23 protein-coding genes are annotated in these 22479 nt (G+C 49.8%); 11 read left to right on the top strand and 12 right to left on the bottom strand.

Translation table 11 applies throughout. The annotated features are described in order from the left end of the window. The first annotated feature begins 113 nt into the window (after positions 1-113). On the top strand, positions 114-968 hold the full coding sequence (gene yghU / locus HHX48_RS13825; protein WP_191026019.1) for a glutathione-dependent disulfide-bond oxidoreductase: 855 nt from the start codon (positions 114-116) through the stop codon (positions 966-968). Positions 969-1109: 141 nt separating this feature from the next. Then, positions 1110-2423 carry a Na+/H+ antiporter NhaC family protein gene (locus HHX48_RS13820; protein ID WP_191026018.1) on the top strand — a complete coding sequence of 438 codons (1314 nt, stop codon included), beginning with the start codon at positions 1110-1112 and terminating at the stop codon, positions 2421-2423. Positions 2424-2471: 48 nt separating this feature from the next. Here HHX48_RS13820 and HHX48_RS13815 read toward each other — a convergent pair whose 3' ends face one another. The 8 genes from HHX48_RS13815 to argC all read right to left on the bottom strand — a co-directional run bounded on the left by HHX48_RS13815 (position 2472) and on the right by argC (position 10612). Continuing rightward, positions 2472-3347, bottom strand: a complete 876-nt coding sequence (locus HHX48_RS13815) for an alpha/beta hydrolase family protein (RefSeq protein ID WP_191026017.1) — start codon at positions 3345-3347, stop codon at positions 2472-2474. A 151-nt stretch (positions 3348-3498) separates the two neighbouring features. Then, entirely contained in the window at positions 3499-3807 is a 309-nt protein-coding gene (locus HHX48_RS13810; protein WP_191026016.1) for a hypothetical protein, read from the bottom strand. Between the two features lie 154 nt (positions 3808-3961). Continuing rightward, positions 3962-5275, bottom strand: coding sequence for an amino-acid N-acetyltransferase (gene argA / locus HHX48_RS13805; protein WP_191026015.1), 1314 nt, complete (start codon positions 5273-5275; stop codon positions 3962-3964). A 2-nt stretch (positions 5276-5277) separates the two neighbouring features. Beyond that, positions 5278-6663, bottom strand: coding sequence for an argininosuccinate lyase (gene argH, locus HHX48_RS13800; protein ID WP_191026014.1), 1386 nt, complete (start codon positions 6661-6663; stop codon positions 5278-5280). 9 nt (positions 6664-6672) lie between these two features. Then, on the bottom strand, positions 6673-7884 hold the full coding sequence (locus HHX48_RS13795; protein WP_191026013.1) for an argininosuccinate synthase: 1212 nt from the start codon (positions 7882-7884) through the stop codon (positions 6673-6675). 12 nt (positions 7885-7896) lie between these two features. After that, complete coding sequence (locus HHX48_RS13790; protein WP_191026012.1) at positions 7897-8808, bottom strand: ornithine carbamoyltransferase; 912 nt, start codon at positions 8806-8808, stop codon at positions 7897-7899. After that, positions 8805-9596: an acetylglutamate kinase gene (gene argB, locus HHX48_RS13785; RefSeq protein WP_191026011.1), complete on the bottom strand. Its 792-nt coding sequence runs from the start codon at positions 9594-9596 to the stop codon at positions 8805-8807. The genes HHX48_RS13790 and argB overlap by 4 nt, the downstream gene beginning before the upstream one ends. Further along, complete coding sequence (gene argC / locus HHX48_RS13780; RefSeq protein ID WP_191026010.1) at positions 9593-10612, bottom strand: N-acetyl-gamma-glutamyl-phosphate reductase; 1020 nt, start codon at positions 10610-10612, stop codon at positions 9593-9595. The genes argB and argC overlap by 4 nt, the downstream gene beginning before the upstream one ends. Positions 10613-11112: 500 nt before the next feature. On the opposite strand from argC, the gene HHX48_RS13775 reads away from it, so the two are divergent. From HHX48_RS13775 to HHX48_RS13750, 6 genes are all read left to right on the top strand, one after another. Beyond that, positions 11113-11520 (top strand): methylglyoxal synthase, encoded by a 408-nt coding sequence (locus HHX48_RS13775; protein WP_191026009.1) that lies wholly within the window; start codon positions 11113-11115, stop codon positions 11518-11520. A 198-nt stretch (positions 11521-11718) separates the two neighbouring features. Continuing rightward, on the top strand, positions 11719-12693 hold the full coding sequence (locus HHX48_RS13770; RefSeq protein ID WP_191026008.1) for an alpha/beta fold hydrolase: 975 nt from the start codon (positions 11719-11721) through the stop codon (positions 12691-12693). Between the two features lie 115 nt (positions 12694-12808). Then, positions 12809-13273: a tRNA (uridine(34)/cytosine(34)/5-carboxymethylaminomethyluridine(34)-2'-O)-methyltransferase TrmL gene (gene trmL, locus HHX48_RS13765; RefSeq protein ID WP_191026007.1), complete on the top strand. Its 465-nt coding sequence runs from the start codon at positions 12809-12811 to the stop codon at positions 13271-13273. Between the two features lie 104 nt (positions 13274-13377). Further along, positions 13378-15504, top strand: coding sequence for a TonB-dependent siderophore receptor (locus HHX48_RS13760; RefSeq protein WP_191026006.1), 2127 nt, complete (start codon positions 13378-13380; stop codon positions 15502-15504). Positions 15505-15519: 15 nt separating this feature from the next. Further along, a complete protein-coding gene (locus HHX48_RS13755) occupies positions 15520-16044 on the top strand; it encodes a hypothetical protein (RefSeq protein WP_191026005.1) in 525 nt (174 codons plus the stop codon). A 3-nt stretch (positions 16045-16047) separates the two neighbouring features. Continuing rightward, on the top strand, positions 16048-17454 hold the full coding sequence (locus HHX48_RS13750) for a PepSY-associated TM helix domain-containing protein (RefSeq protein WP_191026004.1): 1407 nt from the start codon (positions 16048-16050) through the stop codon (positions 17452-17454). 67 nt (positions 17455-17521) lie between these two features. Here HHX48_RS13750 and gpsA read toward each other — a convergent pair whose 3' ends face one another. Genes gpsA through HHX48_RS13730 form a run of 4 tightly spaced genes read right to left on the bottom strand, consistent with a single transcriptional unit; the run spans position 17522 to position 19773 of the window. Continuing rightward, positions 17522-18529, bottom strand: coding sequence for an NAD(P)H-dependent glycerol-3-phosphate dehydrogenase (gpsA, locus tag HHX48_RS13745; RefSeq protein WP_191026003.1), 1008 nt, complete (start codon positions 18527-18529; stop codon positions 17522-17524). Positions 18530-18538: 9 nt separating this feature from the next. Continuing rightward, entirely contained in the window at positions 18539-19045 is a 507-nt protein-coding gene (gene secB / locus HHX48_RS13740) for a protein-export chaperone SecB (protein WP_191026002.1), read from the bottom strand. A gap of 40 nt (positions 19046-19085) precedes the next feature. After that, the gene (grxC, locus tag HHX48_RS13735) at positions 19086-19340 is read right to left on the bottom strand and encodes a glutaredoxin 3 (RefSeq protein WP_191026001.1); all 255 of its coding nucleotides are present in this window, start codon (positions 19338-19340) and stop codon (positions 19086-19088) included. A gap of 7 nt (positions 19341-19347) precedes the next feature. Further along, positions 19348-19773, bottom strand: coding sequence for a rhodanese-like domain-containing protein (locus HHX48_RS13730; protein WP_191026000.1), 426 nt, complete (start codon positions 19771-19773; stop codon positions 19348-19350). Positions 19774-19982: 209 nt separating this feature from the next. On the opposite strand from HHX48_RS13730, the gene HHX48_RS13725 reads away from it, so the two are divergent. The 3 genes from HHX48_RS13725 (at position 19983) to HHX48_RS13715 (ending at position 22463) form a co-directional block, all read left to right on the top strand. Next, positions 19983-21131, top strand: a complete 1149-nt coding sequence (locus HHX48_RS13725; RefSeq protein ID WP_191025999.1) for a murein hydrolase activator EnvC family protein — start codon at positions 19983-19985, stop codon at positions 21129-21131. A gap of 106 nt (positions 21132-21237) precedes the next feature. Beyond that, on the top strand, positions 21238-21951 hold the full coding sequence (locus tag HHX48_RS13720; protein WP_191025998.1) for a divergent polysaccharide deacetylase family protein: 714 nt from the start codon (positions 21238-21240) through the stop codon (positions 21949-21951). Positions 21952-22034: 83 nt separating this feature from the next. Then, on the top strand, positions 22035-22463 hold the full coding sequence (locus HHX48_RS13715; RefSeq protein ID WP_191025997.1) for a MerC domain-containing protein: 429 nt from the start codon (positions 22035-22037) through the stop codon (positions 22461-22463). Positions 22464-22479: the final 16 nt, after the last annotated feature.

Here is a 22479-nt window from a genome sequence, read left to right as displayed (position 1 = left end):
TCGCCTTTTATTCTACAAAGGCAGATGCATCGGCATCTGCCTTTTTTGTGTGACAACCAAAAGTGATGCTTCTGCGTATTTAGCTCCATGATTTGCAATTATCAGGAGCTATCATGAGCAAAGAAAAAGAGAGCTATACACCGCCGAAGGTATGGAAATGGGAGAAGGAAGACGGAAGTCAGTTTTCTAAAACCAACCGGCCCACTTCCGGTCCAACCCATGAACAGGCTTTACCTGTAGGTGACCACGACTTTCAGCTTTATTCAATGGCTACACCTAATGGGCAAAAAGTCACAATTATGCTGGAGGAATTACTGTCTGCCGGTGAGAAAAAAGCCAACTATGATGCCTGGCCAATTTCTATCGGCGACGGCGATCAGTTTTCTACCGGGTTTGTAAATGTTAACCCTAATTCAAAAATTCCCGCCCTGATGGACCACAGTCAAAATCCGCCTATCAGATTATTTGAGTCAGGCTCGATTCTTCAATACCTGGCTGAAAAATTTGAACGCTTTGTACCAGAAGATCCTATTGCCCGCGCAGAATGCAATAACTGGTTATTCTGGCAGGTTGGATCGGCGCCTTATCTTGGTGGCGGGTTCGGACACTTTTATGCCTATGCGCCTTACAGTATGAAGTATCCTATTGACCGTTTTACTATGGAAACCAAGCGCCAGTTAGATGTGCTGGATAAGCATTTATCTTTTAATGAGTACATGGCTGGTGATGAATACTCTATTGCTGATATGGCGATCTGGCCATGGTATGGCAACCTTGTGCTGGGCAAGCTGTATAATGCGGCCGAATTCCTGCAGGTCGAGGAATATGAACACCTGATGCGCTGGGCTAAACAAATCGCAGAACGTAAAGCCGTGAAGCACGGCATTATCGTCAATCGCTTCTGGGGTGATGAGGCGCAACTCAAAGAACGCCACAAAGCCAGTGATATTGATAAAGCCCTAAAATAATATAGCAACAGGGCAACCGATGGTTGCCCTCTGATTCTCAGGAATATTTTACGCTTTTTTAGCCTAAGTATTTGCTTGCAACACCAGTTAAATGCGCTACGCTCCCGCCAAGTCTTTACATTCTAATGTGGTAATCGCGTCATGCAGTCCTCACCGGCCCCCAATGTTTGGGGCATCACACCCATATTTGTATTTGTCGGCCTGATCATTTTCGCCGGTGTTGCTACCAGCGACATTACAGCCATGCCTGTATTGGTGGGGTTTATGCTGGCAGCAGGCTTCGCGCTCTTATTACAGCCGAAAGGCAAATCACTGAGTATCAGCGACAAAGTACATTTGTTCTGCGAGGGCGGTGGCAACAGTAATATTATCTTACTGGTAATCATTTTTTTAATGGCTGGTGCTTTCTATTCCCTGACCATTGATATTGGTGCCCGTGATGCGACAGTGAATCTGGCATTAAACTGGGTGCCGCAGTCGCTGCTATTGCCGGGGTTGTTTGTTATCTGCTGTTTTATTTCTTTTGCCATGGGCACGTCCATGGGCACCATCACAGCATTATCGCCAATCGGGGTTGGACTGGCTGAGTCACTTGGGCTATCGGCGCATTTACTGATGGGAGTTGTGATTTCCGGGGCCATGTTTGGCGATAATCTTTCATTTGTTTCAGATACCACAATTGCAGCAACCCGCAGTCAGAATGTCAGACTCACTGATAAATTTAAGGCAAATTTACTGGTGGTAACGCCGGCAGCAATCATTACTGCCGCGCTGCTGTTTTTTGTCGATACAGGCACGCCCCCACCACTGGATGAAAAAAGTTATGCGCTGTATAACGTGTTACCGTTTGTTATCATCATCGGGTGCGCACTGACCGGAATGAATGTCGTACTGGTACTGGCCAGCGGTATTGGCGCTGCAGCGCTGGTGGGACTTACCAATGGTTCTTTTGATGTATTTGGCCTGTTTGCGAGTATTCAAACCGGTATGGGCTGGATGCAAAACCTGGCTCTTATCGCAATAACGATTGGCGGTATCGTTGCCCTGATGACTGTATATGGCGGTATAGCGTGGCTAATCAAGCTGCTGACGCGCAGGGTAAAATCTAAGCGTGGCGCAGAGTTCAGTATTGCGTCTCTGGTGGGATTTCTGGACCTGACCACGGCCAACAATACCATTGCGATTGTCACAGCCGGGCCTATCGCCAAGGATCTGGGGGAAGAGTATCACGCTGATCCACGACGTGTAGCCAGTTTACTTGATATTTTTTCCTGCGCCTGTCAGGGGATGGTGCCCTATAGTCCACAACTGTTAACCGCCGCCGCCATTGCCGGAATTTCACCGTTGTCCATCACAGCGTATTGTTGGTATCCCATGATGTTACTGGTGTTTGGTATTATATCGGTCGCGACAGGCTGGCCTGCATTTAAAAAGCCAATGGAATCGGGTTTATAAGTAACAGCGTATGATTGACGCGCTCGTGAGGTAGCGCGAAGCGATAAGCTAGAATGTGCCGCCGGCTGGCTGCAGGTGTTCATCGAAAAAGTTGGTTACCAGCGGCCACAGACGCTGTGAGCTTCTGGAGAAAAAGCGCATATGCCCGATGTCATCTAAACCAAACGCAGCAGGATACAGCACGCAATATCTTGCATTACTGCCTTCGTAAACTGAAATCATTTCCTTAAGGTTGGCTTCATTGGCGATGGCGTCGTCACTGGCAATGATCCATTTTGATGGAACCGCAAGACTGGAATAGTAATGGTCAGTGACTTCCTTCCCGAAACTGGTTTGCACATAACCCTGCCCGTTACACCACTGGCGCCACTGGCGTGCTACACCCCGGGGCAAGGGCTCACCCATTCCGACCCAGTTTGATTTGGTATGACCAAACAAAAAATTGGAAACAGGAATAAACACATTCATGAAAAAATGCGCTTTCAGCCGGTAGCGCAAACGCATGTTTCTCAGCGAGCCTGAGGAACTGCCAAAATTAATAAACGCTTTCAGTTTATGAGCATTGTTCATCAGACCGATAAGCTGGCCGCCGGCACTGTGGCCGACAAGGAAATAGGATTGACCCGGAAAGAATTCTTCTAGTGCATCAAGTGCTGCTGGCATATCCAGTTTGCCCCACGCAATGAGATCAGCATCGCTTTTTCTTGTGGATGTACTTACTGACTCACCGATCCCACGGTTGTCAAAAGTCAGTACCGCAAAACCATAATCTGCCAGAAAAGTGGCAAAGTGCGCGTAAAACTGACGCCTGATGCCCGTGGCCGGCGCTATAACAATCGCTCCGCACAGGGGTTTAGTCGGTCTGAATAATGTCGCAGACAATCGATAGCCATCGTCGCATTCGAGCGTAACAGGCTCTTGCATATATCTTCCTCATACCATCATCTCACCAGTAAAAGCTATTCGGCGAGAAGAATCAACCTCCCGAACCTCCTATAGACAGTCGAAAACCGGCATAATTCAATTTGCAGGATCTATTTGGATAAAATAAATGCAATTACTGAAAATGTTAACTTCAGGAACCAGCAGCAGGTAATTTACCCTCACATTTATCCCAGTCCCGCGTTTTCAATGAGGCTAACAGCGCAGCGTTGAAATACCTGGCATATACCTTAGCGACAGCCGCATATTTGTCGTATGCATAGCTACCCGCTTCATAACTGCTATTAGATAGCGGCTTGGTTCCGAATCGTGTGACCAGACAAGCGGGTACGTCCGGCTGCGTGGTTTGTTCACCGTCAATCACAATTAAGAATCGAAAATCACGTTTGCCGAATGCCTCACCTGCTGCATATTCAGGCATACCTGACAGCAACTTCTTCATTTTTTTATCATTTGGCTGCTTTACGTAACTGCAGCCACCAAGTAATAAAGCGAAGAGGATCAGTCCGCTTGCGATGCGACATGTCATAATCTTAAGACTCTTAATTGCGAGAGGCCGATTTTACGCGAGATGGGGCCGCAATGCCAAGCGCTGTTCAGGTAAGCGAAAGCGTAAATACTTTGGAATTTCGCTGAAAGTTGTAAAGCTCTTTTTTTGCACCGGGCAATACCGAAATATCAGCAGGCTGAAAGCCTTGTTCTAAAAACCAGTGCGCGGTAAGCGTGGTCAATACAAAAAGGTTAGTGATGCCGTTTTCCATCGCGCGTTGCTTTACCGCTTCAAGGATACGCTCGCCTCGGTTTTTACCGCGATAATCCGCATGCGTCGCTACACAAGCCAGCTCTGCGCAGTTATCCTCAGGGTAGAGATATAACGCCGCACAACCTATGATCATACCGTCGCGAACAATGACGATAAACTGATCGATTTCATTTTCCAGGCGCTCTCTGGAGCGTTTGACCAGCGCACCACTTTCTTCCAGCGGCTTAATGAGGTTTAAAATACCGCCTACGTCATCAATGGTGGCGGTGCGCAGCTGTTCGTAATGATGCTCCAGCACCAGAGAACCGGCACCATCACGGGTAAACAGCTCCTGTAACAATGCGCCGTCTTTTTCGTAACTGATGCAGTGGGCGCGCGGGATTCCAGCGGCCACACTGGTTATCAGCGCCCGCAGTACCGTTTCCTCGGTATTGATTTCACCCTGGCGCATCATATCTTCTAATACCGGACGTTCAATGGTACGCAGCAGTTTTCCTGACTGATTATGCACACCGTCATAGTTAGAAAATACGATGATTTTATCGGCAGCCAGGGCGATGGCCGCCTGGGTGGCGACATCCTCATGGGACAGGTTAAACACCTCGCCGGTGGCTGAATAGCCCATCGGGGAGAGCAGCACAATTGAGCCATCATTTAAATGGTCATTAATACCGGTGGTATCGATACGCCGGACCAGCCCGGTATTTTCAAAATCCACACCTTCACGCACGCCCATTGGTTTGGCAACTACGAGGTTGCCGGTACACACCCGAATTTGCGCGCCATGCATCGGCGAGTTAGGCAACCCCATGGTAAGGAGAGCTTCTATTTGTGAACGCACTGAACCTGCGGCGTCTTTAACGCACTCAAGGGTTGGCTTATCGGTGATCCGAATACCGTTTGAAAAACGGCTTTCAATAGCCCGCAATGCTACGCGTTCATCTATCTGTGGACGCGCGCCATGGACCAGCACCAGTCGCACGCCCAGGCTGGCCAACAAGGCAATATCGTGAATGATGTTAGCAAAGTTGGTATCCTCGATGGCTTCGCCACCGAACATCAGGACGAACGTTTTGCCCCTGTGCGCATTAATATAAGGCAAAGAGCTTCGAAACAGCTTTATGCCATCCTGATGTTGCAAAACCATAGTTACTTATCCTGTCTGGCTACAGCCGTCAGTGCGTCATCCAGTGCTTTGTGCACGGTCTCCATGCTGGTACCACCCAGAATGTTGCGTTTATTAATGCCATACTCCAGCTGGAGCACCGGATACACATCCTCATCAATCTTATCGCATATGGCCTGCAAGCTGGTAAGCGACATATCCTCAATTGCGCATCCTTCCTCCAGTGCCTTTAACACCACCTGTCCGGCGATATCGTGGCCCGTTCGAAACGGGATACCTTTACCTACCAGATAATCAGCCAGCTCGGTGGCATTGGCAAAGCCCTGAGCAGCGGCCTCGCGACAACGGGATTCGTTCAGGCTGAGTGAGTCCAGTACCTCCGAGGCAATACATAAACAGCAATGCCACTGATTTACAGTATCGATGGCACCTTCCTTGTCTTCCTGCATATCTTTGTTGTAGGCCAGTGGCAATCCTTTCATGGTCACCAACAGCGATTGCAGTGCGCCGAAGACACGTCCGCATTTTCCGCGCATCAACTCCAGCGCATCCGGGTTTTTCTTCTGCGGCATCAGGGATGAACCTGATGTTACAGCGTCACCTAACTGAAGAAAGCCCGCCTCGCCGGAGTTATAAAAGATCAAATCTTCAGCCATACGCGAAATGTGCATCATGCTGGTACTGGCGCAAAACAAAAGCTCCAGCACAAAGTCCCGATCGGACACGGCATCCAGGCTATTCAGACATGGCCCGTCAAAGCCGAGCTGTTTGGCAATGTCATGGCGATCCACCGGGTAGGTGGTGCCGGCCAAGGCACCACATCCTAACGGACACTGATTAAGTCGAGCAGATAAGTCGTCAAGGCGGCTACGGTCACGTTTGAACATTTCAACATATGCCAGACACCAGTGAGCAAAAAGCACAGGCTGAGCCCGTTGCAGGTGTGTGTAGCCCGGTATGATGGCATCGCGATGCCGGTCAGCCACCTGCAACAATGACTGGGTGAGGGTGGTCAGATCGGCTTTAAGCGAATCGACGTGCTCACGTACCCACAGACGAAAATCGGTGGCAACCTGATCATTTCTGCTACGACCTGTGTGCAGCTTTCTGCCCACATCGCCTAATTTTTCAATCAGTGCCGCTTCCACAAAACTGTGAATGTCCTCTTCTGTGCTGCCAGCAAAATCAAGCGTGCCCTCTTCGGCCTGCGTTTTAAGCTCAAGCAGGGCAGATTCCAGCTGATGTTGCTCATCGGCACTCAGTACGCCTGCTTTGTGTAAGGCTCGTGACCAGACTACCGAGCCCTGCAGATCCTGCGCGGCCATTACCTGGTCAAAAGGCAATGAGTCATTGACCTGACGAAACATGCTGCTGCTACCAGCGCTGAACCGACCTCCCCATAGTGCCATGAGCGCCTCCTATTTCTGCTGGTCTTTAAGGGCAGCTATCCGGCTGGACAGGCTGAACAAGCGAATGAAACCTTCGGCGTGTTTCTGGTCATATACGTCATCCGCACCAAAGGTTGCGAAGTCCTCAGAATACAGGCTGTTGGGTGAGCGGCGCTGGGTAACTGTCGCCGTACCTTTGTAAAGCTTGACCACGATATCTCCGGTAACCTTCTGCGCAAACGACTCAGCGCCTGCCAGCAACGCATCGTTGAGTGCGGTAAACCAGCGTCCGTCATACATGACATGGGAAAACTCCAGACCAATCTGCTCGCGGTATTTCAGCGCCGCCTTATCCAATACCATGGTCTCAAGTGCTTTATAGGCTTTCATCAGCACCGTTCCCCCTGGTGTTTCGTAACAGCCCCGGGATTTCATGCCCACCAGACGGTTTTCAACAATATCAATACGACCCACCCCGTGTGCTGCCGCAAGGTTATTCAGTGTTACCAATGCCTGATACGGAGACAGGGCTTCGTCATTCACATGGGTCAGTTCGCCCTTATCAAAGCTTAAGGTCACACGCTCAGGCTTGTCGGGTGCGTCTTCAGGTGACACCGTCATCGTCCATACCTGCTCTGACGGCTCCTGCCACGGATCTTCCAGCTCGCCGCCTTCATGGGAGATATGCCAGGCATTGGCATCGCGGCTGTAGATTTTGGTGGCAGAGGCGCTGGTTGGAATATCGCGCTGCGCAAGATAATCCAGCAAGTCTTCACGGGAGACCATGTCCCATTCTCGCCAGGGCGCGATAACGGTAAGTTCAGGCGCCAGCGCTGAAAAGGTGCTTTCAAACCGTACCTGGTCGTTGCCTTTGCCGGTGCAACCATGACTGAGCGCATCAGCCCCGACTTTGCGTGCTACTTCAACCTGCGCTTTGGCAATGACAGGCCGGGCCATTGATGTGCCCAGCAAGTACTCACCTTCATATACCGCACCTGTTTTGATGGTGGGGTAAATGTAGTCTTTTACAAACTCTTCTTTAAGATCGACGATGTGACATTCACTGGCACCTGAGGCAATGGCTTTGTCGTGCAATCCCTCCAGCTCTTCATCGCCCTGACCAACATCGGCGGCAAAGGCCACAACTTCACAGCCATAGTTTTCTTTCAGCCATGGAATGATGGCGGAGGTATCCAAGCCGCCTGAGTAGGCCAGAACCACTTTTTTAATTTCTTTTGACATAAATAATTCCTCTTACGCGCCCAACAGGTGCGTTAAAATTGCGTTTTGCCCATGCATGCGATTTTCGGCCTGTGCCATTAACAGGGCGCAGTCGCTGTCTATCAGCGAGCCGGTAATCTCCAGATCACGATGTGCAGGCTGGCAGTGCATGACATATTTTGCACCGGTTTGCTGCATCAGTGCTTCGTTGACCTGATAGGGCATAAAAGTATCTTTGATAGCCGTCAAAGGCGTATCATCGCCCATCGACAGCCACGTATCTGCATAAATAACATCAGCACCTTCTGCCGCGCTGACATCATGACTTTGTTTTATATCTGCGCCTGTGGCACGCGCAATTTGTTGGGCTTTTTCAAAAATTGTCGGGTCCACCTCATGATTAGGGGGGGTAATGACAATTTGATGACAACCCAGCAACGCGCCAACAATTAACAGTGAGTGGGTGACATTGTTGCCGTCACCAATATACGCAAGGGTCAGTCCTTTAACCTTACCGTAAGCCTCATACAGGGTGAGGTAATCTGCCAGTGCCTGGCATGGGTGATAGGTATCGCACAATGCGTTGATTACCGGTACGTGAGCCGCATCGGCAAACTGCTGCAGCGTACTGTGCGAAAAGACTCGTGCCACAATACCGTCTGCCCAGCAGGCCAGATTAGCCGCAACATCTACAGCATCCTCGCGTCCCGCCAATTTCCCCGCCTGGCTATCCAGGTAGACCATGTGGCCACCCAGTTTATTGATGCCGATATCAAAGCTGACCCGGGTACGTAGCGAGGGCTTTTCAAATAATGCCACAATCGACTTACCCGCCAACACGTTGCTGTAACGGCCGGGCGATTGCTTTATGGTTTGCGCCAACTCAAGCAATTGCGCCATGTCTTCTGGCGTCCAGTCAGCAAAGGTCAGTAAATCCTGTTTCATGAAATCTCTCCGGCCTTGGTAGCCTCTGGTTGTATTTGTGTGCCGGTGGTGGCGTTAAGTAAATCTTCAGGCGCGGCATGCCAGCTGCCGATAAACACAGCACGATGAAGTTCAGTGGCCGCCTGCAAAGCAGCATCTGTTTTAACTTTCATGCCATCGGTGATTACACCGGACTGTGACAATGTCGCAAGTTGCATGGCATCTAAGGTGGTAAAGCGCTGGCCCAGCTCATCCAGCACACCTTCGACGTTGGATAAGAACAGCAGTTCTGCGCCTAACAGCTGAGCAATGGCGGTAGCAGCCTGGTCGGCGTTAATATTTAGCAGTCGGCCATTGTCGTCACATCCAATGGAGCTGATCACAGGCAGAAACTGCTCTTTAATCAAAAGTTCCAGCAGTACGCTACTGTTGGGTGTAGCCTGGCCAACAGCGCCTAACTGGTTGGAAATGGCCTGGCAGCTGATCATGTTGCCATCCATTAGAGACAGGCCGGTGGGTGTCATGCCTGCGCCAATCGCCAGCGCGCACAATTGCTTATTGGCGCTGCCTGCAAGTGCACCACATACCACCGGCATATGCGCATCTGGTGTCACGCGCAGTCCATCTACTTTTTCGCTGGTCAGCCCCATACCCGTCATCATGGTTTCGACCAGAGGACCGCCGCCATGAACCACCGCCACGGCGCGACGTTTTTGCAGCGCTTTTATTTGGGTCATAAGCTGACGCGCGGCTTTTTCATCATCAAGCAGCGCACCACCAACCTTAATGACAATCGGATGTGGCATCATAGGTAAGTTAATCCTTTTTCTGAGGGCCAGCCGGCCATGAGGTTAGCGCACTGTATGGCCTGCGACGCGGCGCCTTTCATCACATTATCAATGGCCACACCCACTACCGCATAGCCACTGGTTTCATCGAGTTTGTAATGCACATCCACAAACGGGGTCAGAGCGACATCGTCAATCTTCGGAAACTGATGCACTAAGCGCACCAGGGGTTTGTCCCGGTAAGCGTCTTCAAAGGCTTGGGCAAATGCGGCAGTGTCAACGTCAGGCTTGGTTTTGACCGTCACCGTTGCCAGTATGCCGCGTTTGAAGTTGCCAAGATGCGGCGTGAAGATGACTGGCGTACCCAGGTAAGCTTCTATTTCCGGTGTATGGCGATGGCCCAGTACACCATAAGCCTGCAAACTGACTTCCTGAAAACTGGTATTAAGCGCAGCTTTTCGCCCTGCGCCACTGACACCGGAAACGGCATTAATCACCGGACGAGCCTGTTCATCCAGCAATCCTGCTTCCATCAGCGGTTTCAGTGCAAACAGCGAAGCGGTGGGATAACAGCCGGGAACAGCTACCACAGAGGCCTGCTGGATTTGCTCGGGATACCACTCCGCAAGCCCGTAAACCGCTTTTGCCAGCCCGGTGTCGGCGGTATGGGTAAAGCCGTAAAAATGTTTGAACACATCGGTGTCTTTAAGTCTGAACGCACCGGATAAATCCAACACTTTGGCCCGGCCCGCACTTAATGGCTCGACCCACTTGTGACTTGCCTGATGTGGCGTGGCAAGAAAAATAAGATCCATGGTATTAGCCAATAACTCAATCAGGCCATCGCTCACCGGCTCCAGCTCCAGTACCTGCAAATGTGCCAGACGGCCATGCAACTGGCCGAGCGACTTACCGGCGTCTTCGCTTTGCGCAGACACCAGTATGCGCTTTAGCGCCATGTCAGGATGATTGTTTACCAACTCCACTAATTGTGCGCCGGCATAACCGCTGGCGCCGATAATCGATACTTTTAACATATGAACAGTGTAGACAAAGAAGGAAAAAAACACCTTTTACCTTTACCGCCTGATGCCAGAGGGCTATCGCGTGCTGCGAGTAAAGGTAAAAAGCGCGCTATAGTGTACGTGCGTGCTATGCCCTACGTATTACGCAGTAATTCGTCGTCGGGCACACCGCATCACATAGCGAGACGGGGGAGTGATAACTGGTTTAGTGGCAATGCCGTGCCAGCAGTTGCCAGCTTTTGCATTGTGCATAAATAGTCCTGCGTTACATAAAATAAACCTGACGAAATGCCATGGTAACGTAATAGAATAATTATTCAATAATTTTATATAAGTATTTAAAGTGGTCGGAGTGGAAATCCTCTCCATTGTATTAATTTATCGATAATTTGCCTGAGCCAAAATCGAAAAGCGTCACTGGATAATTACTTATTTTGCTTACCATATTGAAAACCATCAGCGAGCAGCATATAACATTAAGCATTACTCAGATTAATGCAGGCTACATGACTATGACCAAAAGAATCGCACTGGTGGCACACGACCATAAGAAAACGGAATTGCTTGAATGGATTAAGAAGCACCTGAGCGTGATGCAGCAGTGCGACATTGTTGCCACTGGCACGACCGGCCAGCGCATTATTGAACAAACCGGACTTGAGGTATTGCGCTTAAAAAGCGGTCCGTTGGGCGGCGACCAGCAAATCGGTGCAAAGATAGCGGAAGGTGAGCTGGATGCGCTGTTTTTCTTCTGGGATCCGCTGAATCCGGCCCCCCATGACCCGGACGTGAAGGCGCTGCTGCGGCTGTGTTCTGTGTGGAATGTGCCAGTGGCCTGTACCAGTGCAACAGCTGATTTGATAGTGACATCACCTTTGTTTTTAAGTCAGGATTTCAAGCCGCTTAAACCGGACTACTGATAGGATCTGCCGTGGTTAAGTACTGAGTGGCACGGCTCGTCAACGCCGGTTCCGGCGATTATTGGTTATCCTTCGAATCTCTATCTGGCCAGACCATTGCAAATGCCGCTATGAGCACGCATGATGGTGATATATATGCTGAACCGTCCGAATTGGGCGGTTTGCAGATCACTCTCAACTTTTCAGCTAAACCAAAAAATGAAAAAAATAAAATTAATCGCTGAGACTGAGCTAACCGATTGCATCGAGCAACGTATTTTACCGTTTTGGAAAAATAAAGTCAGACAGGGCGCATTTTCCGGCCAACATGGTGTGCGTGTCAGCTATGCCTGGACAATACCTGACGATTGTCAGGGCACGGTGGTTATCAGCTCAGGGCGTATAGAATCCTTATTAAAATATAAAGAAGTGATGTATGACCTGTATCAGCATGGACTGGCTGTATTCATACTTGATCATCGCGGACAAGGATTGTCGGGGCGGATGACCGATAATCCCCATCATGGCTATGTCAGTACATTCGATGACTACGTCGACGACCTGGTCAGTTTTTATGAAAAAGTCGTAAAACCAAACCAGCAAGGACAAGTGGCGCTTTTATGTCACTCCATGGGCAGCGCCATCGGCGCGCTGACGTTACTTCGCCATCCCGGTATGTTCAGTTGTGTTGCGTTTTGCTCCCCCATGTTTGGTATTCGTCCAGCCTTGCCCGACAGCGTTGCCAATATACTGTTGTGGATGAGCGAAAAACGCGCAGTCAGACGCGGACAAAAAAGTGACTTTTTCTTCGGACAAAGCGACTATAAACCGGTGCCGTTTGCCCTTAATAAGCTCACTCATAGCCGTATTCGCTATGACTGGTTCAGAAAATTATACAATGAAAGCCCGGAAATCCAGCTTGGTGGTGTTACCGGCCAATGGCTTGTCGCGGCCAGAGAAGCGATGAAAACCATCCGCCTGAGAGCCCGGGAATTGGACATGCCGGTTTTGTTATTAAGTGCAGGTGCCGATAAAGTCGTGGATAATACCGTCCAAGAAGAAATTGCAGCAAAGATCCCTCACTGTATTTTTACTCAAATACCCGGGGCTGAGCACGAGCTGTTTATTGAAGCCGATGCCTACCGGCAACCCGCCATGGAATCCATTTTACGCTTTTTCTTTGCAAACCTTTAACTAACGGGCATAAGCCAGGCTTGTGAGTAAACGCGGCGCAGCTTATGCTATGTCGCGCGCTAGCCGCAAGGCTGACACTTTAATTTCTGTTTAGCTTTTCTTGACAGGTACCGCCATGATTGACATCGTTTTATACCAGCCTGAAATTCCGCCAAATACCGGCAATATCATCCGTCTTTGCGCTAACAGCGGATTTGCATTGCACCTTATTGAGCCACTGGGCTTTGAGTGGGATGACAAGCGAGTCCGTCGCGCAGGATTAGATTATCATGAATTCGCCAATGTTATGCGGCACGCCGATCTTGAGGCCTACATTGACTCGCGCAAGCCCCAGCGCATACTGGCTTGCACAACCAAGGGGCGGGCATTTCATTCTGATATCGAATATCAAACAGGTGATGCTCTGATTTTTGGTCCTGAAACCCGGGGGCTGCCAGATGATTTTATACAATCATTACCACCTGAACAGCGTGTGCGTATCCCCATGTTACCGGATAGCCGGAGTATGAATTTATCTAACGCGGTGTCGGTTTTTGTGTATGAAAGCTGGCGTCAGTTTGGGTATCCCGGTGCAAGATAAATTCAAGAATACTAATTTAAATGAGAATTATTACTATTTACATTTTGTAAAGACCTCGCTACAGTAGCGCTATTCTTTCACATGTTGATGATAATTCTTATTTTATGGACAAACCTACTCTTCTTGCTTTATCAATCTGCGGTGCCCTTCAGTCATTTTCCTCTTTCGCACAGCAAAATGATACCTCAACATCCGATGTAGAGAAAATTGAGGTCACAGGTACACGCAGTGCGTTCGGTGCCACGAAGTCTGCTGTGCCTATTGTTGAGCTGGCGCGTTCAGTGTCGATTGAAACTGCTGCAGATCTGGAAGATAAAGGGGCCTTTAACCTTTCACAGACAGTGACTTACATGGCAGGTGTGACAGGGGAAACCTATGGTTATGCCACCAGAGGCGATTCCATTAGCAGCAGAGGATTAGCAATTCCTCGCTATCGTGATTCTATCCAGGAGCTTTTCGGCAGCTACAATTCTACCCGCGCTGAAGTTTACACCCTTGAGCAGGTAGAGCTACTTAAGGGGCCTGCGTCTGTTTTGTACGGCCAGGGATCGCCGGGTGGTCTGGTCAACTATGTGTCTAAAACACCTAACATGCGTACCGGCAGCGAAATCATGCTTGAGTACGGCAGCTTCGATAAAAAGCAGGTGAATGTAGACCTAAACGGCGCGTTGACCGACGATGAAATCTGGGAGGGCCGGGTGGTGGGTATCTATCGCGATGCTGATACGCAGGTAGATTACGTTAACGATGATACGCAGGTACTCATGCCCTCTGTCAGCTTTGCACCTACCGCCGCAACAAAAATTACCCTCATCGGCTTGTATCAGAATACTGATAGTGACACGGCAGCGCAGTTTATTCCGATTGAAGGTACGCTTGAACCGTTAGCCGATGGCAGTTACCTGCCGGACCAGAACGTGTATGCAGGAGAGCCCGGATTCAATCGCTATGACACAGAGTCTAAGCAGGTCACGCTGTTAGGTGAGCATGCGTTTGACGATTCGACATCGCTGACATTTACAGCGTTGTGGCGCGATGGTGAGGCTGATTATCATCAGGCCTGGCCGGTATTTACCGGTGCCGGCGTCAGTCGTTATCTCAATAATTACCTGGGTGCATCGGTTGCGCCAACAGACACCACGGCTGCCAGAACCTTTTATCAGGCTGATAATACTTTTGAACAAAAAGCGATAGATGTACGTCTTGCAAAAACACTGCAAACAGGGGCTCTCACCCACAATATTTTAGGTGGTGTTCAGTATCAGCATGTCGTCACTGATACCAATTCCGCCTATTATTCTGGCGGGGGCGCATTTGAGGGCGACTTCAGTTATGCGTTAGATCTGGCAAACCCACAGTATACAGGGGCGCCTGACCAGAGTGTATTTGATGCGATATACAATGATCAGCCGGAGCAAACGGTGCGCGATCTTGGTTTATATCTTTCAGATCAGATTTCATTAGGACAATGGCGCCTGACACTGGGCGCACGGCATGATCGCGTCGATAATGACAACGGCACAGGCACCCAGGAAGATTCACAAACCTCGTACTCTGCAGGGGTGCTTTACCGGTTCGATAATGGGCTGTCACCGTATGTGAGCTATGCAGAGTCATTTGAAACAGTGGTTGGTCTGGATATAAATGGAAATCAGCTAAAGCCGGAAGAAGGCAAGCAGTATGAAGCCGGTGTCAAATACGCGTTAGATGCCGTGCCCGGTTTTATTACCCTTGCTTGGTATGACATTGAGATCTCAAACTTGCCCAATCCGAACGCACTGCCTGCTGAAGCCGGGCAGCAACTTGGTAAGTCCTCAATCAAAGGAATTGAGCTTGAAAGTCGTGTGGTGCTGAACAATTTCACGGTTGAGCTTAACGCTGCAGTGATGGATGCCGAAGATCCTAACGGGTTCGAGCTGGCCGGACAGCCTGATAGTAACGGATCCCTGTGGCTCACCTGGCAACCTGAGAGGCTGGAAGACTGGCGTATGGGTGCCGGAGTACGCTACGTAGGGCAAAGCGTATCGGAAAACGCCACCATTCGGTACGAAACCCCTGATTACACCCTGGCAGATCTGATGATTGAAACGCTATTAAGTGACCGATTAACTGCGCGACTGAACGTGCGTAACCTGACGGATAAAACCTATGTTACATCGTGTCTGACCCGTGGAGATTGTTTTCCGGGGCTTGAGCGCAATATTAATGCATCGCTGACTTATCAATTCTGATAAGGGGTCACTTGTATGATATTTCTGGCACTATTCACCAGTGTGCTGACGGTCGGCGCAGTGTGGATCAGCTGGCGACTGAGAAGCCGCAGCGGCTGTCTGGCAGCATTGGCACTGATGGGGGTGTCAGGTTATCTGTTCAGTCATGACATGGGCTGGGAGCAGGGCATCTTTATCGCACTGTTTCTGCCCGGCTTGCTCATTTGGGCGGCGGTCTTTTGTGAACGCAGGTTCAAGCCTTTTACACAAAAGGCCCCACCAGCAAAGACTTTGACTGTTACCTGGCAAAAAGGTCTTTCGCATCTTCTCACCGGTCTCGTAGTGCTGGTGGTTCAGTTAGCACTGAGTTTGCTGGTTGCCGTTGCCATAAGCCGGCTCTTTCCTATCGCCGAAGCAGGGCAACTGGCCTTGTGTGTGGTACTTCAGCCTGTCATCTGGGCACTGATGATGTATCACTATCTGGCTCACAGGCACCGCTTCGTCATACTTGGCTGGCATTGTGCGCTGTCAGTCGTTATTGGCGCAACTCTGGTAATGTAACGCATGACGATTTTTTCCCGAAAACCGGCCCTTCACGCTCACCAGTGGATGGGTGTGTTTCTCAGCGCCTTTTTGTATTTGGTCTGTCTGTCCGGCACGCTGGTGGTCTTCAACCAGGAGTTTGAACGCTGGGAGCAGCCGCAGATCGCTGAATTTGCATCGGTCAGCGCGGAAGCTGTGAGCCAGGCGCTTACCACGTTTGTATCAAACAATAAGGAAGAGACAGAACACTACCACATTGTTTTTCCTACCTCGGGCATTCCCCGTCTGGTCGTTGAGAACGACCACAAAGCTGTCTTTGCTGATCAGCAGGGCAAGCTGCTGGAGACAGAGGCCTTCCCCTGGTCAAAAATGTTACTGGATCTGCATTACTATCTGCATCTACCGTCTACCTTTGGCATGATTTTCGTCAGTGCGCTGGGGGCTGTGATTTGTATGCTGGTGGTGTCGGGGGTTTTTGCACATAAAAAGCTGGTGAAAGATGCCTTGAAGTGGCGCCGGGGCGGCAGTGGCCAAGCCGGACGTATTGATCTTCATAATCGCTTCGGTATCTGGGCATCACCATTTCATCTGATCATTGGGATGACCGGCGTGTATTTTGGCATGGCGGGACTGATACTGACACTGGTGGCACAGCTTGATCACAATGGCGACAAACAGGCTGTGATGAATGACATTTTCACGCCTGAGCCCGCGCTTACCCAGCAGGCTGGTTTTCCAGATGTGGAAAAGGCAATTACCGCGTTTAACGATATGGAAACCGGCCACAAACCGATCTTTCTTACCGTACACGATGTTGGAACGCCACAGCAGTTCATTGAAATATATGCGCAGGTAACAAACAAACTGATTTACTCTGAAAATTACCGCTTTACGTCTGCCGGCGATTTTATTGAGACTGCCCACTACGATGACGGGCACTGGGGTAAACAGCTTATTTACTCTATTTACCGGCTGCACTTTGGTGATTTTGCCGGTGTGCCCGTAAAAGTGTTGTATTTCATTCTGGGAATTATGCTCACTGCATTATGCGTATCTGGCATGGATATCTGGCTGAGCAAGCAGGGTAATCCGCCGCGTCTGTCTGCTGTGTGGGGCGCTTTGGTTTGGGGAAGCGTGAGCGCGTTGGCGCTGACTGCCACAGCGGGATTAGTTTTCTCGATACCGTTGACGGCCATGTTCTGGTTATTACTTAGTATGGGCTGTGTTATAAGCTTTGTACGGCCGGAATTCGGCAGACGCCGCTGGCTAAAAATCTGTGCGATGAGTGTTTCACTACTTATTATCGGCTATGGTCTACGGCATCTTCAGGCAGCGATGACGCCGGCCTCATTACAAATAAACAGTCTGTTGATAGTGTTTGCGTTATGGTGCTGGTGGCGCGCGGGCCACGTACTATACAGAAGATAATAAAAAAAAGGCCGCCCGGTTCCCGGCGGCCTTTTTTCAATGAATACATAACGTTATACAAACACGATTAAAGCTCGGTTTTAAGATCCCTTGCCAATAGCGAAATTGCTGCCTCTTTGGGTGGTTTACCCTGATAAAGCACAGCATAAATCTGCTCACAAATCGGCATCTCCACGCCCATTCGCTTAGCCAGTGTATGCACTTCTTCAGTATTTCTGAATCCTTCGACGACCTGACCAATTTCCTTCATTGCGTCATTGACTTCTTTGCCCTGACCTAACGCGAGACCGAAACGGCGGTTCCGCGACTGGTTGTCGGTACAGGTCAATACAAGATCCCCCAGGCCGGCCATGCCCATAAAGGTTTCCGGTTTGGCTCCCAGCTTAACGCCAAGGCGCGTTAACTCGGCCAGTCCTCTGGTAATAAGCGCGGTTCGGGCATTCGCACCAAAGCCAAGCCCATCAGCCAGCCCGGCGCCTATCGCAATGACATTTTTTACTGCACCGCCAAGCTGGACGCCGATAAAGTCGGGGTTTTTGTAAACCCGAAATGACTTACTGCAATGCAACTTATAGGCAAAATCATCAACCAGTTCCTCACTGGTAGAAGACAGCGATATGGCAGTGGGTAATCCTGCGGCCATTTCTTTGGCAAATGTGGGACCAGAAAGTACAGCCAAGGGGTAACTGTCGCCCAGAATATCCAGCGCGACTTCCCGTAACAAACGGCCTGTTCCGGGCTCAAGGCCTTTGGTTGCCCAGATAATACGATGGTCAGGACGTAACAGGGGTTTGAGGGTGGTAAGCATTGCCTTAAACGCATGGCTGGGAACAACAACCAGAATATCGCGACTGGCGCTGACAACTTTGCTCAGATCCGACTCTGCCACAAGGGCATCAGGAAAGCGTGCACCGGGCAGGTATCGCGCATTTTCCCGCTGGGTTTGCAAAGCCTGCATATGCTCTGGGTCGCGTCCCCACAAATACGTTGTATTACCATTTCTGGCCAGGCAAAAAGCGAGGGCGGTGCCGTATGACCCCGCCCCAAGAACCGTTATAGATTCGTTTGTCTGCATGATGATTAATCAGGCGTCGAGGTTCTGCTGACCTTCCTGGCCCTGTTGCTGCGCACGCTTTTGCATATATGCAGAGAAGATCGCATCAAAGTTTACCGGCGCCAGGTTCAGTGGCGGGAATGTGCCTCGGTTTACCAGGTTGGAAATTGTTTCACGTGCATACGGGAACAATACGTTCGGACAGAATGAGCCAAGCGTATGTGCCTTGTTCGCCTCTGGCATTTCACCGATAGCGAAGATACCTGCCTGCTGTACTTCACAAAGGAACGCAGTTTCTTCGCCTAAAGACGCGGTGACGGTCACCGACAGTGTCACTTCATAAACATTTTCTTCAAGCTGCGCTGTTTTGGTATCAATATCCAGTTTGACTTCAGGCTTCCACTCTTTAGTGAAAACGCCTGGTGCATTAGGAGATTCAAAAGAGATGTCTTTGGTGTAAATGCGCTGAATATTAAACTGTGGGCCCTGAGCCTGTTGTCCGTTAGAGGCGCCGTTTTGTTGATTTTCTTCTGCCATGCTGCTTCCTACTTATATTTTGTAAATTGCACCCTGCTGTTCAAGCAAGCAGTGCATCGAGTTTATTTTGTGCTTCCAGTGCATACATTTCATCACAACCACCGATATGGTGATCGCCAATGAAAATCTGCGGGACCGTATAGCCGCCATTTGCACGCGTGATCATTTCATCGCGACGTTCAGGTTGCACATCAATTTCAATTTCGGTGTAACTGACACCCTTTTGTTCCAACAGCGCTTTGGCGCGATGACAAAAAGGACAGTAACCTTTTGTATAAATTTCGACCTTGCTCATAACACCCTTATTTGGCAAGAGGAAGGCTGGCATTCTGCCAGGCGTTCATCCCACCTTTTAACACTTTTACATTGTTGAACCCGGCCTTGGCCATCGCGTTTCCGATAGCACGGGCATTGCTGCCCATTGCGCATACAACAATAATGGGTTTGTCCTTCTGGTTTTCAAGCTTTTTAAAATCGCGGCTTTTGACTTCTTCCTGCTTAAGCTGCCTGGCGCCCAGGATATGGCCCGATTTAAATTCTTTAGGCGAACGTACATCCAGTACGACCGCATCGCTTTTATTTACCAGTTGTGTGAGTTCGTGCGTACCTACTTCTTTAACCGGTGATGTAAATCCAGCCACAAAGCTGTACACCAACATGACAACCAGGGCTACCCAGAGGCCTGCCAGAATAATATTGTTGCTCGCAAATTCGATGAGCTGATCCATGACTTCTAACCTTACAGATCATAAAAATGAGAGCAAAGTATATAGAAAATCGGCGCAGAAACCAGCGCAGAACGATGATCTATTCTACTATCGCTGTCCTTCTTAGCCGGTTAGCAGCTTGTTTTACTGCCGGCAGATATCGGCTTTACTTGCTGGGGTGTCTAAAAACTGGTGAAATGTAACCAGAATGACCGGGTCAGATGTAAAACATGAATAACAAGCAGTATCAACGAATGGCTATGCTCAGGCACATACTTTTGTGCATGTTGATGCTGATCACAAGCGATGTATTTGCCCAGGCCTCCGACCAGCAAAAACTGGCTGAACTTCAGGCCCAGCTGAAACAGCGCCAGGAAACGCTGAAAGCCAATCAGGCTAATGCGCAGGAGCTGCAGGAAATACTGGCTGAATCAGAAAGACAGATTGGTCAGGCCGCCAAAGCGCTCAACGACACCCAACAGTCACTATCAGAAAATCAGCGACAACAAGCCGCACTGCGAGAAGAGCAGCAGACACTAAAAGAGGCCATCGTAGCCCAGCAATCAATGCTTGCCAGCCAATTGAGAAGCGCGTTTATGGCTGGCCACTATGATTACGCCAAGATGATGTTTTATCAGCAGGAAGCGAAATCATTTGAGCGTGTACTGACATACTACAAATATGTCAGTAAGGCGCGAAAGGCGGAGATTGATAAATTTAAAAAAAATGTGGCACGCCTTGAACAGGTCAACGCCGAACTTGAGCAAAAAGCCAGCGAGTTAGAAGCACTACTTGCTACACAGGAAAATCAGAAATCGGCGCTGCAGGCCCGTCAGCAGGATCGTGAACAGACGCTGGCCAGACTCAACCAGAAAATAGCCAGCGACGCGGAGCAGGTGAGAGAGCTGCAGGCTTCTGAGCAGTCACTGATTGAAGCAATAGATCAGGCTCGTCGTGCTGCAGAGCGTGCCAAGCAGAAAATGGCCGGCCTGGCCCAGTCTAAAGGTCGTCTGCCGGTCCCTGCTGATGGCAAGGTTCGTCGCCTGTTCGGGGAGCGTCGCCAGGGACAGGTGCGATGGAAAGGGATTGTTATTGAGGCGTCAGAGGGACGCCAGGTTAAATCAATCGCGTCTGGTCAGGTACTGTACGCCAACTGGCTGAAAGGCTTTGGTCTGGTCACTATCGTCGATCATGGTAAAGGATACATGAGCGTCTACGGACATAATCAGGCGCTGCTCAAGCAGGCCGGTGACAGAGTTGTGCAAGGTGATGCAATTGCGCTGGTTGGTCAAAGCGGTGGCCAGAGTTATCCTAACCTGTATTTTGAAATCCGGCACAAAGGTAAGGCGCTGAACCCTGCCTCGTGGTTAGCCTTGTAAGATGTTTCTGATGAATATACTCCGACACAGTGTGGCGATAATACGCACTAAGTCACGGCGTTTACTCTTTCTGCTGCTTTTACTGGTTTGCACAGGAGCGAGTGCAGTGCCGACCCCCCGCATTGTTGTTATTATGGATGACCTGGGATATCGGCAGACGGACTGGGAGGCGCTCTCACTACCCAAAGGTGTGACATTTTCTGTCCTGCCCTTTACGCCATTGGGCCGCAAACTGGCTGACAAAGCCAGCGCGCAGGGCCGTGACATCATGTTGCATATGCCGATGGAATCGTTAGGCAACAATAACCTGGGGCCTGCCGCACTCACCAGTAGTATGTTGCCGCAGGATATCTCTGCAATGTTGAAGCGTTCACTGGATTCGCTGCCCCAGGCAATCGGTGTGAACAATCATATGGGCAGCAAACTGACAGAGCAGCCACTGGCTATGCAAAGTGTCATGCAGGTGGTCAAAGAGCGCGGTTTATTTTTTGTTGATAGTCGCACCACTGCTCAGTCAGTGGCTGAGGGGATAGCCAAGAAAATGGGCGTGCCAGCGCTGCGCCGTCACATCTTTTTAGATCATCAGCCCACCACTGCGTTTATGAAAATTCAGTTTGCCAGGCTGGTCCACCGTGCTCATCAGTATGGTATTGCCGTGGCAATTGCCCATCCTTATCCGCAAACGCTTTCCTTTTTAAACGATGCGCTGAGTCAGGCTTTTGATGTCACACTGGTTCCCGTCAGCGAGGTATTGCCAGCGATAAAAGAGGAAGCGCCTGAAACACAGGTGGCCGAGGCATTAATAAGCGCCCCCGAATAAATTAAATTTTGATCAAAGTGTTTTGAAATGACGTTTAATGTTATATTATAACGTTCATTGTTTGATCAGACTGGATAGCGCCTGTGGCATTACCGACCGACAATCCATCAAAACTCGACAGACTGGGAATCTGGATCTCAAGCCTGTGTGCGGTTCATTGTTTGTCACTACCAGTGCTGGTGCCATTGTTACCGCTTGTTTCCTCAACCTTTTTTGCACAAACCTGGTTTGAACGCACCATCCTGCTCATTTCTATGCTGATCGGTGCTGTTGCGTTAATTTCAGGGGCAATCCGTTTTCATGGCCAATATTATCCGGTCGCAATTATCTCTGCTGGTGGTCTGATTTACTGGCATAAGAATTTTCTGGGTGAACAGTTTGAGCCATTTACTATTGCGACGGGTGCTATGCTCATCGTACTTGCTCACGTGCTGAACATGCGGTTAATTAAGAAAGCCCGGTTTCAGCGTAAACCGACGTATTCCCACACGTTATCCAGTGTCCCCAAGTAAAAAGAAGTCCGGCCAG

The sequence above is a fragment of the Salinimonas profundi genome, assembly GCF_014750655.1.
Lineage (GTDB): Bacteria > Pseudomonadota > Gammaproteobacteria > Enterobacterales > Alteromonadaceae > Alteromonas > Alteromonas profundi_A.
This window is presented reverse-complemented; position numbering and strand designations above follow the sequence as displayed.